The organism is Acidovorax sp. 62, assembly GCF_002754495.1.
GTDB lineage: Bacteria > Pseudomonadota > Gammaproteobacteria > Burkholderiales > Burkholderiaceae_C > Acidovorax.
The window spans coordinates 4,849,083-4,861,699 of record NZ_PEFJ01000001.1; the positions used below are offsets into that span (position 1 = coordinate 4,849,083).

Genomic DNA, 12,617 nt, shown 5'->3' on the forward strand with positions numbered 1-12,617 from the left:
GCACGCCTATCTGCGCCTGCCTTGACTTGCAACAACAAGTAACCTCATGGATTGTGGGGCTGGCATGGGGCACCCTTTGTCAGGGAAAACGAGTCTGCGTGGGCGCATGCCAGCATGTTGCGGAGCGCGCAACTAAAATGTGCGGATGCTCCAGCAACGCACCCTCAAGACCTTGACCCGCGCCGTTGGCGTGGGATTGCACAGTGGCCAGCGCGTGGAGTTGACCTTGCGCCCGGCGCAGCCCGACACGGGCATCGTCTTTCGTCGCGTGGACCTGCCCCAGCCGGTGGACATTCCCATCCATGCGGAGTCGGTGACCGACACGCGCCTGGCCTCCACCATCTCTGCCGGTGGTGCCAAGGTGCACACCGTGGAGCACCTGATGTCGGCCTGTGCGGGCCTGGGCATCGACAACCTGTATGTGGACATCACGGCCGAAGAGGTGCCGATCTTGGACGGATCTTCCGCCTCGTTCGTGTTCTTGCTGCAAAGCGCGGGGGTGGAGCTGCAGCGTGCGCCCAAGCGCTTCATCCGCGTGAACCGCCCGATCGAAGTGCGCGAAGGCACCGGCCCCAGCGCCAAGTGGGCGAAGCTCACGCCCTACCATGGCTACAAGCTGAGCTTTGAAATTGACTTTGACCACCCTGCGGTGGACTCCACCGGCCAGCGCGTGGAGTTTGACCTGGGGCAAGGCAACTACAGCCGCGACATCGCCCGCGCACGCACCTTCGGCTTCACCCGCGATGTGGAGATGATGCGATCCAACGGCCTGGCGCTGGGCGGTGGTCTGGACAACGCCATCGTCATGGATGACTACAAGGTGCTCAACAGCGACGGCCTGCGCTATGACGACGAGTTCGTGAAGCACAAGATCCTGGACGCCATGGGCGACCTGTACCTGATTGGCAAGCCCTTGCTGGCCGCCTACAGCGCCTTCCGCTCAGGCCACGCCATGAACAACCAGTTGCTGCGTGAGCTGCTGGCCCAGCGCGATGCCTGGGATGTGGTCACTTTTGACGACGAACGCGCAGCCCCAGCCGGCTTCGCTCAGCCTGCACGGGCTTGGTGAGCCTGCGCTGCGCAATCTCGGCTGGGCGCCTTCCTTTTGCCTCTGTGGCCTATACTCGCGCCTGCTCCGGGGTGTGCTGATGCGCTGAGATGCGAGAGGCCTGAAGAAATTCAGGCCAGCTTGCGAACCCGACGAACTTGATCCGGTTCATACCGGCGGAAGAAGAGCCGACCTCCTTGTCCCCGTGCCCGCACTCCCTGTGGGCACGCCTTGCCTCAGGGGCTGCCATGCGCAGTCACCCGAGGGGTGCACAGGTCCATTCCGGAGCAGACCCCACCGCCCCGGAACCAGGAGACCTGCCCCATGAACGCCCCCGACCCTCTCGCCAAGCTGGCCACCCCCGAGAAGTTTGCCGAGCTGCTCGCCCGCACCCGCGAACCCTTTCCCGCATCGCGCAAAGCCTATATCCCCGGCCACCTGCACACCGACCTGCGCGTGCCTGTGCGCGACATTGCGCTGACCAATGGCGAGCAGGTCAGCGTGTACGACACCTCTGGCCCCTACACCGACCCGACCGCCGTGATCGACGTGCGCCAGGGCCTGGCCAGCGTGCGTGGCGGCTGGATCTCCGGCCGTGGCGATGTGGAGCACTACGAAGGCCGCGCGCCCGTGGCGCTGGACGACGGCCAAAAGAGCGAAGACGCGACCCGCCTGGCCCAACTGCGCGCCGAGGCCGCCGCGCTGCAGCGCAAGCCGCTGCGTGCCAAGGCCGGGGCCAACGTCACGCAGATGCACTACGCACGCAAAGGCATCATCACCCCCGAGATGGAATACGTGGCCATCCGCGAAAACGGCAAGCGCGAGTGGATGGAGCAGTACATGGCCGACGCAGGCCGTGAGCAGCGCCTGATGGGCAACCCCCTGGGCGCGAGCATCCCGCGCATCATCACGCCCGAGTTTGTGCGCGACGAAGTGGCCCGGGGCCGCGCCATCATCCCCGCCAACATCAACCACCCCGAGGTGGAACCGATGGCGATTGGCCGCAACTTCCTGGTCAAGATCAACGCCAACATCGGCAACTCGGCTGTCACCTCCAGCATCGAAGAAGAAGTGGAAAAGCTGGTGTGGGCCATCCGCTGGGGCGCCGACAACGTGATGGATCTCTCGACCGGCAAGAACATCCACACCACGCGCGACTGGATCGTGCGCAACAGCCCCGTGCCCATCGGCACCGTGCCGATCTACCAGGCGCTCGAAAAAGTGGGCGGCGTGGCCGAGGACCTGACCTGGGAGATCTTCCGCGACACGCTGATCGAGCAGGCCGAGCAGGGCGTGGACTACTTCACCATCCACGCCGGTGTGCGCCTGGCCTACATCCACCTCACGGCCAATCGCCGCACGGGCATCGTCTCGCGCGGGGGCTCCATCATGGCCAAGTGGTGCATGGCGCACCACCGCGAAAGCTTTTTGTACGAGCACTTCGAGGACATCTGCGACATCATGAAGGCGTACGACGTGTCGTTCAGCCTCGGCGATGGCCTGCGCCCCGGCTGCGCATCGGATGCGAATGACGAAGCGCAATTTGCCGAGCTGCACACGCTGGGCGAGCTGACGCAGGTGGCCTGGAAGCACGACGTGCAGACCATGATCGAAGGCCCCGGCCATGTGCCCATGCACATGATCCAGGCCAACATGACCGAGCAGCTCAAGACCTGCCACGAGGCGCCGTTCTACACGCTGGGCCCGCTGACCATCGACATCGCCCCCGGCTACGACCACATCGCCTCGGCCATCGGCGCCGCCATGATCGGCTGGATGGGCACGGCCATGCTGTGCTACGTGACGCCCAAGGAGCATCTGGGCCTGCCCGACCGCGACGACGTGAAGCAAGGGATCATTGCGTACAAGATCGCCGCCCATGCGGCCGATGTGGCCAAGGGCCATCCGGGCGCTCGCTCGCGCGACGATGCGCTGAGCCAGGCGCGTTTCGACTTCCGCTGGCAAGACCAGTTCAACCTGGGCCTGGACCCCGAAACGGCCAAGGAATACCACGACGAAACCCTGCCCAAGGACTCGGCCAAGGTGGCGCATTTCTGCTCGATGTGCGGCCCCAAGTTCTGCTCCATGAAGATCACGCAGGAGGTGCGCGACTTTGCCGCGCAAAAGGGCGTGGACGAGCAAAACGCGCTGGCCCAGGGCATGCAGGTGAAGGCGGTGGAGTTCCAGCGCAATGGCGGGCAGTTGTACGTGCCATTGAAGGCTGAATAAGCCGCCCTAATGGCCCCTGCGTTTCCCTGTTCATGGCGGGGAACCGGGTGCATACCCTGTAAAGGGGCAGGTGTGTGGGCGCATACAGTCGCGCCCAGTATTTGCCTGCCCCAGAGTGGGTGTCTTCTTTGGTGCACATCACAGCGCAATGGCATCAAAGTTGCTATTCTTTGGGTAGGTTGTTAAAAAATGTAAGGAAGCGCCGTGAACGCCCTGAATCGACTGTCTATTCGCACCCGTCTGTACTTTGGCACGGTGTTTTCCTTGGTCTTGCTGGTGGTGATCGGGGCCATGGGGTACATGGCGCTGGAGCGCACGCGCACAACGCTGGAGGTGCTGTTCACCCAGCGGGTGCAGACCCTGACCGACATGAGCGAGCTGCGCACCACGCTGGGGGATTTGCGGCGTGCGGAGAAGGACATCATCATCAACTTCAACAACACGATTGAGGTGTCCACCCAGCGCGACCTGTGGAAGAAGTCACTGCAGTCGCTCAACAAGGGGCTGAGCGATGTGCGCAAGGTGCAGACCTCCGATGCCAACTTTGCGGCGTCCATCGACAAGGCTTTGACAGAGGTCAAGGAATACGAAACCGGCATTTCCCCCGTGTTCGAGCAGATTGAGCGGGCGCAGATTGACGGTGCGGTGGGCGGCGCCTACGCCGACAAGTACAAAAAGCACATGGAGGCCAGCGACAAGCTGTTGTTGGACTTGGCCATGGATGCGCGCAAGCAGATGGACGAGGCCCGCCAAGGCGTGGACTCTCTGACCTCCACCATGTCGGGCCTGATTGGTGGGGCCTTGCTGCTGGCCCTGGCGGTGTTGATTCCGCTCACGTTCTTCAGTGTTCGCTCCATTACGCAGTCCATCTCGCAGGCCAGCGAGTTGGCCGAGCGCATTGCGGGGGGCGATTTGTCGCGGGATGTGCAAGTCACTTCCACCGACGAAGTGGGGCAACTGGTGGGCGCGATGGCGCGCATGCAGGATGCGTTGCGTGGCCTGGTGCACCAGGTGCAAGAGGCCGCGGGCAATATCTCGACCGCCAGCTCTGAAATCGCCACGGGCAACCATGACCTGAGCCACCGCACGGAACAGACGGCGGCCAATCTGGAAGAAGCGGCTTCCTCGATGGAACTGCTCACCGGCACCATCCAGCAAAGTGCCCAGTCCTCGCGCCAGGCCAGTGACTTTGCGGCTTCGGCGGCCGAGGTCGCCGCTCGGGGGGCTCTGTGGTGTCGCAAGTGGTGACCACCATGGACCAGATCACCACCAGTTCGCGCAAGATCGCCGATATCACCGGCGTGATCGACTCCATTGCCTTCCAGACCAACATCCTGGCGCTGAATGCTGCGGTGGAAGCCGCCCGCGCAGGCGAGCAGGGTCGGGGCTTTGCGGTGGTGGCCAGCGAGGTGCGCAGCCTGGCTCAACGCAGCGCCGAGGCCGCTAAGGAGATCAAGGGCCTGATCGGCTCGTCGGTGGAGCGGGTCGAAGACGGTTCGCGCCTGGTGACCCAGGCCGGGCAGACCATGACCGAGATCGTGGGCAGCGTGCACCGCGTGTCCAGCATCATTGGAGAGATCACGGCATCGTCTTCCGAGCAGAGCGACAACGTGGCCCAGATCAGCCAGTCGGTGAGCCAACTCGACAACATGACCCAGCAGAATGCGGCGCTGGTCGAGGAGTCCACGGCCGCGTCCGAATCGTTGCGCGAACAGGCTGTGCAACTGACCCGGGCCGTGGCCCAGTTCAAATTGCCCGCAGGGGGCATGCGATCGGCCTCCGTTGCCGGGGCTGCGATGGGCTATGGGGGCAACGCCCTGCCTGGGCATTCGGTGGTGCCCCAGTTGGCTTGACCGACTGGTGCGGGGGCGGATCAGCGCCGGGCCTTGGTTACGGTTTGCCCGTTGGCTGGTTGACGGTGACCATCCCCATTGGGCCAAAATGGTGCATAGACGATACCTTTGCCCCATGAAACACTTTGCACCCCGCCGGAGAGTCTGGGCCCGCTGGGCCCTGTGGATCGGCTTGGCTGGTGGCATGCCGTGGGCTGCGCAGGCCGAGTCCTTGCAATGCCAGTCGGGCAGCGTGGGGGTGGGCGACACCATGGCCACCGTGGCCCTGCGGTGTGGCCAGCCCACTGCCACGGGGGCCTATTGCGCACCCGTAGAAATCCAATGGATAGACCGCCCGCACAACGCACCCTACGGCCGTTGGTTGGCCCCCTGCCAGCCCGTGGATGAGTGGATTTACGACCGGGGTGTGGGCTACCTGCCGGCCAGGCTGCAGTTTCGCGGGGGGCGGCTGTGGTCGCTGGTGTACGGGCAGTCAGTGCCTTAACAAGGCGCTGAGGGCTGTAGCCAGCCTCTCAATGTCGGGTGAGTGGTGCCGGCTCAGTCGCGCGTCACCCGCAGCACTTCTTCGCGGCTGGTCACTCCTGCCGCAATCAGTCGCTCGCCGTCTTCACGCATCAGCGTCATGCCTGCAGCCAGGGCGGCCGTGCGGATCTCGGCTTCTGAGGCCTGGGCGTGGATTTGTGCGCGGATGGCGTCGTCCGTCACCAGCAGCTCGAACACCCCGGTGCGCCCGGCATAGCCCGTGTGCCCGCAGGCCTCACAACCCTTGCCATGGCAGGTTCCGCAGTATTTGCGCACCAGCCGCTGGGCCAGCACGCCCAGCAGCGAGGAAGACAGCAGGAAGGGCTCCACCCCCATGTCGATCAACCGTGTCACGGCGCTGGCCGCATCGTTGGTGTGCAGCGTGGCCAGCACCAAGTGGCCAGTCAGCGAGGCCTGGATGGCGATCTGTGCGGTTTCGAAGTCGCGGATTTCACCGATCATGATGATGTCCGGGTCCTGGCGCAGGATGGCGCGCAGGGCCTTGGCAAACGTCAGGTCGATCTTGCTGTTCACCTGCGTCTGGCCCACGCCGGGCAACTCGTACTCAATCGGGTCTTCCACCGTCATGATGTTGTTGCGCGTGGCGTCCAGGCGGCCCAGGCCCGCGTACAGCGTGGTGGTTTTGCCCGAGCCCGTGGGCCCGGTCACCAGGATGATGCCGTGCGGCTGGCTGATCAGCCCCTCAAAGCGGCGCAGAGTCTCGCCCTGCATGCCCACGGCTTCCAGGCTGATTTTGTTCTCGCTCTTGTCCAGCAGGCGCAGCACGGCGCGCTCGCCATGGGCGCTGGGCAGGGTGGACACGCGCACGTCAATGGCGCGGGTGCCCAGGCGCAGGCTGATGCGCCCGTCCTGCGGCAGGCGCTTTTCCGAGATGTCCAGGTCGGCCATGATCTTCAGGCGCGAGATCAGTGCGGCGTGCAGCGCGCGGTTGGGCTGCACCACCTCGCGCAGCGTGCCGTCCACCCGAAAGCGCACGCTGGAGTGGCGCTCGTACGGCTCGATGTGGATGTCACTGGCCCCGTCGCGTGCGGCCTGCGTGAGCAGGGCGTTGAGCATGCGGATGATGGGGGCGTCGTCTGCGGTTTCCAGCAAGTCTTCCACGGCGGGAAGCTCTTGCATCATGCGCGAGAGGTCGGCATCGGATTCGACCTCGCTCACCACCGTGGCCGCGCTGGATTCGCCTTGGGCATAGGCCGCGCTGATGCGCTGGGCCAGGCTGGGCGCATCCAGCGACAGCAGGTGCCGCACCTTGTGCTTGCGCAGCACTTCGGACAGCGCCGTGACGTCGGGCGCAGGGCCGTGCCACAGCACGAGCTGCTGGCCATCGTCCTCGAGCAGCAGCTGCGATGAGCGGGCAAAGGCGTAGGGCAGGGGGTGGCGCATGGCGGTTCGGTGGGTAACGGGGCTTGGGGGCTTAGGGGGCTGAGGGTGGCCACGGGGGGGAGAAGGCCAGGGGCTGCTCAGAAATTCAGGCGCAGTGCATGCGGTGTGTGCAGGCAAAGATGCTGCCTGCCAAACACCGACCCCGCCGTGGCGCTTGCGCAGCCGGGCGGGGCCCTCTTGCGTCCAGGGCGCAGCACGCTAGCGCACCGCTCACTGCCGAATCACGTCGGCTTCGAGTGCCAGGGCACGCACCGACACAGCCGCCTTGTCTGCCGCCTGCTGCGTGTTGAACGGGCCCACCTGCACGCGGGTGCGGTTGCCCCGGTTGGTGTTCACGGTCTGCACATTCATCGGCAGTGCCGCTTTGCGCAGCTTGTTCATCGCGTCGGTGGCGGTTTTGTCATTGGCAAAAATGCCCACGTTCACAAAATACGTGGGCGGCAGTGCTGGGTCGGTGTGGGCCGCGGCCTCGGTGGCTGACGGCATGGGTGCTGCTGACACAGGGGCTACAGCGGGTGCGGGCGTGACCATGGGCGGCATCACCTGCTGTGGCATCAGCGGTGCGGGCACCTCCACGGGGGCTGCGGGGGCGGGCGCTGGGGCCTCGGCGCGGGGGCGGGGCTCCAGTGGCGGCAGGATGGGCGCGCCAGACACGGAGCGCATCACCGGGTTGGAGGCGGGCTGCACCACTTGCTGCAGCGCGCGGATTGACTCGTACCGGTCGGCCATGAGGGCGTCGCTGGTGACGGTGTCGCGCACCACGACGGGGCGCAGGAACACCATCAGGTTGGTCTTCTTGCGCGAGCGGTTTTCGCTGCGAAACAGGGCGCCCACCACGGGGATGTCGCCCATCACTGGCACCTTGTCTTCGGCTTGCGAGTAGCTGTCTTCCAGCAGGCCGCCAATCACGATGATGTTGCCGTCGTCCACCACCACGTTCGACTCGATGGAGCGCTTGCTGGTGGTGGGCCCGTTGGTGTCCTTGAGCGTGGAGGCGTCGATCTTCGAGACCTCCTGGTAAATCGCCATCTTCACCGTGCCGTTTTCGCTGATCTGCGGGCGCACGCGCAGCATCAGGCCCACGTCCTTGCGCTCTACCGTGTTGAACGGGTTCACGGTGCTGCTACCGGTGGTGTTGGCATAAGAGCCCGTCACAAACGGCACGTTGTTGCCGATGACGATCTTGGCTTCTTCGTTGTCCAGCGTCATCAGGTTGGGCGTGGACAGCACGTTGGCGTCGCCGCTGTTTTGCAGGAAGTTGGCCAACGCGCCCAGGTAGTACTGGCCGTTGATGCGCGGTGCCAGTGCCATGTTCAAGCCGCCACCCAGTGAGCCGACGGCGGTGGCAATGCTGGACGTGGAGCCCGTGGCCAGCGCCGCTGTGGCGCTCAGAATGTTGGTGCCTGCCGTGCCGGAGTTGGTGCCGATCACCCCCACGGTGCCACTGCCGCTGCTGCCCACGGTGCCCTGCCACTGGATGCCGAACTGTGCGAGCTTGCTGGCAGAGACTTCCACGATCAGGCTTTCGACCAGCACCTGCGCGCGGCGGCCGTCGAGCTTGTCGATCACGGCGCGCAGCTGGCGGTACTGGGGTTCGGGGGCGCTGATGATGAGCGAGTTGGTGGTCGGGTCGGCCTGGATTTGTCCGCCGGTCGAAGGTTGGTTGCTGGTGGCGCCACCGCTGCTGCCGCCTGTGCTGGCCCCCAGGCCACTGCTGGAGCCCAGGCCGCCGCCATTGCTGCTGCTCGTGCTGTTGCCCAGCGACGATGCGCTGGTGCTGCCCGTGCTGGTGCTGCTGGCAGACACGCCGCCGCCACTGGAGCTGCCATTGCCATTGGCGCTGGCCATGGCTGCACGCAGGGTGGTGGCCAGCTTGGTGGCGTCGGCGTTCTTCAGGTACACCACGTGGATGTTGCCGGTGGACGCCGCGCTGCCGGGCACCGGCGGTTGGTCCAGCTTTTCGACCAGCATGCGCACCAGCGCCACGCGTGCCGGGTTGGCGGCACGCAGAATCAGCGAATTGCTGCGGGGCTCGGCCAGCAGCGTGGTCTTGAAGGAGTTGTCGGACTGGCCCTGCGCTGCACCGGCGGCCGCGCCGCTGCTGCTGCCGTCGATCAGCCGCGACACCAGGGGAGCCATGTCGGCCGCCACCGCGTTGCGCAGCGGGATCACCTCCACATCGGTGGCGTTGGAGACGTCCATGGCCGCGATGATGCGGGCCAGGCGCTGCAGGTTGTCGGCGTAGTCGGTGATCACCAGCGAGTTGTTGCCGGGGTTCACGTTGATGGTGTTGTTGGGGCTGATCAGCGGACGCAGCACCGGCACCAGGTTGGCCGCGTTCTCAAAGTTGAGCTTGAAGATCTGCGTGACGATCTGCCCGCCGCTGGGGCCGCTGGAGCTGCCGCCTTGCGACACACTCACGCCACCGCTTTGCAGCTTGGCATCGGCCTCGGGCACCACCTTGTACAGGCCCGCAGACTCCACCACCGTAAAGCCCTGCAGGCGCAGTGCGGCCAGAAACTGCTGGAACGCGGCGGCCGGGGGCACGGCCCGCTCGGTGATCAGGGTGAGCTGTCCCTTCACGCGGGGGTCCACCACCACGTTGCGACCGGTGATGGTGGCCATGGTGCGGGCCACGGCTTCGATCTCGGCGTTGGCAAAGTTGAGGGTGACCGGCTCGCCCGAGCGCACGCTGCTGGTGCCCGTGCCCACCGCAGTTTGCGCATTAATTTGGCCGCTAAGGCACGCCAAGAAAGCGCTGAAAGCTATGCTATTCATAGCAAAACGCAGGCGTGGCGAAAGAATGGAAGTCGTCATAGGGTCAACCCACGGTAATGAGGGAGCGTGCGCCGCTGCGCCGCCCGATGATATTCAGAAGATTGGCCAGTGCCGCTTCGCGGTCCGGGGCCGCTGTGGCTTCGCCGGTAAAGCGCAGGCGTTGTCCCACCCACTGGCCACTGCCGCTGAGCTGCAGGTGCCCTTGCAGGGTGCTGAGGGTGAGGGTGGGCACTTCGCCCCCCGCCAGGTTCAACCGGTAGCTGCCCATGGGGCGCAGGGTGGACAGGCGCGAGGACATGGACATGGCATCAAGTTGCGCCGTGCCTGCCAGCACCATGCGCCCGGCAGACCACACCGCCTCCAGCCCCCGGGTCTGCAACATCAATTGCCCTTGCGGCTGCAGCGTGTTCCACGGCGTGCCCAGGCCGGCCAGCACGGCGGCGGGCCATTGGCTGCTGTTGTCTTGCAGCGCCAGGCGCACGCGCCCCAGCTGCAGCTGGATGCTGGCCTGAATGGGTTGCTGGGTGCAGCAACTGGCATGCACCTGCAGTCGCAGCCCGCTCCAGGAGGGGCGCAGCTGCCACTCCAGCCGGCCGGGCAGGGCGGCACGGTCTTGGCTGGCGCCGCCACCGGTCAACACCAGCTGGGCAGAGCCTGTCCACACGGTGCCACGCGCCTGCGTCAATTGCACCTGGCCTCCGGTGGCGGCGCTCAGCCGCTGGGTCAGCCACTGTGCGGGGGCAAAGACCACGATGGCGGGCAGCAGCCCCGCCAGGGCTCCGGCAATGGCCCAGCCCCAAGGGGCGCGGGGCGGCTTGGAGGCGCTGCGCGAACGTGAGCGGCCCTTGCTGCTGGAGTGGCCTGCGCTGTTGGAGCGACTGGTGCTGGATCGGGGGCGGGTAGACACGGTGTGGGGTGCGGTGCGGGGCACAGTCTGTGTCAACGGGCGGGCAGGGCCAGCACCACGGTGCCATCCCAGCGGGGCACCGGCGCGGCACCGGTGTTACCCAGTGTGGCCGGACCGGCATTGGCTGGGGTGGCTGCGGTGCTGCGGGTCAGGCGCGATTCGACCGGCACGGCGCGCGCATTGGTGCGGGCCAGGGCCAGCCACTGGGCCACGGCATCGGCCGGTGCGCCTTTGAGGGTGACGGTGACGCGGTCGCCCAGCACGTTCATCTGGGCGGCAGTGCCCAGGCGCTGGGTGAGTGCTGCGCGCAGCGCACCCACGGCGTCGGTGGGCGAGGTCTGGGGCTGGGCTTGCAGTTGCTGGGCTTCGGCCTGCAGGCGCTGCATGTGCTGCAGTTGCAAGTCCAGCTTGCCATGCAGCTCGGGCGCCTGGTGCAAGGTGCCTAGGGCCGGGGCCAGGGCCACCCACCACAACAGGGCGAGCAGCACCACGCCAGCGGCCGCCAGCACCAGGCTTTGTTCGCGCGGGGCCAGGGCCTTCCAGCGCGCTTGCAGGGCGGCGGCGCGGCTCATGGCGTCCCCTCGGCACGCACCAGCAAGGTGCCATCTTCGGTGCGCGCGCTGTAGCCAGCGGCCTGCAATCGGGTGTTGAACACAGATTCCTCGTCGGGGGCCAGGGTGACGCCGCGCAGGCGCAGCTCGCCGGGGGCAAATTCAAGGGCGGTGGGCACGCGGTCGTCCGGCAGGCTGGCGCCCACGGCCGCCATCAGGGGTTCCAGGTCACGCGGCGATACGCTGCCTGCCTTTTGGCGCAGCAGGCCCAGTTCGCGCTCCATCTGCACGGGCGCATCCACCACCACTTTGACCTGGGGGAAGGTGGTGGTCAGCGCGTTGCGCACGGCCACCTGCTTGGCGGCCAGTGCCTGCTTTTCTTGCCAGGCCCACAGGTTCAAGCCCACCAGATGCACGCCCACCAGCAAGGCTGCAGCCCAGCGTGCGGCGCGCCACTGGGGGGCATACAGCAGCGCGCTGGCGGCCGTGCCTGCCTTGCGCATGGCGCGGATGCGGCTGGTGCTGGCCAGTTCAAATTGGGCCAGGTCCCAGTCGCCCCGGGCGGCATCCAGCGCGCGCTGGGTAGCGGTGTGCAGTGTGACCTGGCGGCCCAGGGTGCGCTCGGCCACCTCGGCCACGGCCGGGTCGGCGCGCACCACGGGGGCGGGGGCGTCGTCGTCGGTGGTGGATGTGAGCCCTGCCAGTGCCAGCACGGCGGCCGACAGGGGCAGCATGGTCACGCTCTGGTCGGGGCCCTGGCCGCACAGGATCATCTGCGGCTCGCTGGGGCTGCCCAGGGCGCAGATTTCGGTGGTGCCGCTGGCCGTGGGGCCGGGGGCAAACTCGGGCACCACGCGCGATACAGCACGGCCTGCGGCTTCCAGCGCCTGCAGGTTGTCGCGCAGCCAGCTGCGGTCGCACACCGCAACCCACACGGGGCTGCCAGCCTCGGCGCCGGGCTGCAGCGCAAAGTGCAGTTGGGCGGGGTCGTCCAGCAGGCGGTCTTCCAGCAGGCCTTCCAGAATGGAGCGCAGGCGCGGCGTCTGGTGGTTGGGCCCCAGCGGAATGCCGGGGGGCAGTTGCACCCGCTGCCATGACAGAGCCGAGATCGGCACCATGGCCACCACTTCGCCGCCGGGGCGTGAGGGCTCGGGCAGCAAGGCAGCAGCCGCACGCGCATGGTCGGTGGCGGTGTGGCCGTCCGACGTCAGCGTGTAGCTGTATTTGGTGGCGATGCCCGGTGGCGTCAGGGGCAGGGTAAGGATCAGGGAGCTCATGGGCAAGTATTGCAGGCCATTTTAGGGGGCTGACATGTCGGTTGGGGG

8 protein-coding genes, 1 pseudogene and 1 riboswitch are annotated in these 12,617 nt (G+C 66.5%); of the genes and pseudogenes, 4 read left to right on the forward strand and 5 right to left on the reverse strand.

Going from position 1 to position 12,617, the window contains the following annotated elements; all coding sequences use genetic code 11:
* Positions 1 to 145 precede the first annotated feature (145 nt).
* The 4 genes and pseudogenes from lpxC to CLU86_RS21810 all read left to right on the forward strand — a co-directional run bounded on the left by lpxC (position 146) and on the right by CLU86_RS21810 (position 5,614).
* On the forward strand, positions 146 to 1,069 hold the full coding sequence (gene lpxC, locus CLU86_RS21795) for a UDP-3-O-acyl-N-acetylglucosamine deacetylase (protein WP_099657926.1): 924 nt from the start codon (positions 146 to 148) through the stop codon (positions 1,067 to 1,069).
* 57 nt (positions 1,070 to 1,126) lie between these two features.
* A riboswitch (TPP riboswitch) is annotated at positions 1,127 to 1,250 on the forward strand.
* Positions 1,251 to 1,372: 122 nt separating this feature from the next.
* Positions 1,373 to 3,277, forward strand: a complete 1,905-nt coding sequence (gene thiC, locus CLU86_RS21800; RefSeq protein WP_369803864.1) for a phosphomethylpyrimidine synthase ThiC — start codon at positions 1,373 to 1,375, stop codon at positions 3,275 to 3,277.
* A 204-nt stretch (positions 3,278 to 3,481) separates the two neighbouring features.
* Positions 3,482 to 5,130 (forward strand): annotated as a pseudogene (locus CLU86_RS21805) (methyl-accepting chemotaxis protein).
* A 115-nt stretch (positions 5,131 to 5,245) separates the two neighbouring features.
* Positions 5,246 to 5,614 carry a DUF2845 domain-containing protein gene (locus CLU86_RS21810; RefSeq protein ID WP_158236364.1) on the forward strand — a complete coding sequence of 123 codons (369 nt, stop codon included), beginning with the start codon at positions 5,246 to 5,248 and terminating at the stop codon, positions 5,612 to 5,614.
* A gap of 53 nt (positions 5,615 to 5,667) precedes the next feature.
* On the opposite strand, the gene CLU86_RS21815 is transcribed toward CLU86_RS21810, so the two are convergent.
* The 5 genes from CLU86_RS21815 to gspL all read right to left on the reverse strand — a co-directional run bounded on the left by CLU86_RS21815 (position 5,668) and on the right by gspL (position 12,569).
* The gene (locus CLU86_RS21815; RefSeq protein WP_099657929.1) at positions 5,668 to 7,056 is read right to left on the reverse strand and encodes a GspE/PulE family protein; all 1,389 of its coding nucleotides are present in this window, start codon (positions 7,054 to 7,056) and stop codon (positions 5,668 to 5,670) included.
* Positions 7,057 to 7,266: 210 nt separating this feature from the next.
* Positions 7,267 to 9,873, reverse strand: coding sequence for a type II secretion system secretin GspD (gspD, locus tag CLU86_RS21820; RefSeq protein WP_158236365.1), 2,607 nt, complete (start codon positions 9,871 to 9,873; stop codon positions 7,267 to 7,269).
* 4 nt (positions 9,874 to 9,877) lie between these two features.
* Positions 9,878 to 10,621: a type II secretion system protein N gene (gspN, locus tag CLU86_RS21825; protein WP_158235632.1), complete on the reverse strand. Its 744-nt coding sequence runs from the start codon at positions 10,619 to 10,621 to the stop codon at positions 9,878 to 9,880.
* A 152-nt stretch (positions 10,622 to 10,773) separates the two neighbouring features.
* Positions 10,774 to 11,313, reverse strand: coding sequence for a type II secretion system protein GspM (gene gspM / locus CLU86_RS21835; RefSeq protein ID WP_099743092.1), 540 nt, complete (start codon positions 11,311 to 11,313; stop codon positions 10,774 to 10,776).
* Positions 11,310 to 12,569 carry a type II secretion system protein GspL gene (gspL, locus tag CLU86_RS21840; protein ID WP_099743093.1) on the reverse strand — a complete coding sequence of 420 codons (1,260 nt, stop codon included), beginning with the start codon at positions 12,567 to 12,569 and terminating at the stop codon, positions 11,310 to 11,312. Before gspL ends, gspM begins: the two co-directional genes overlap by 4 nt.
* Positions 12,570 to 12,617 lie beyond the last annotated feature (48 nt).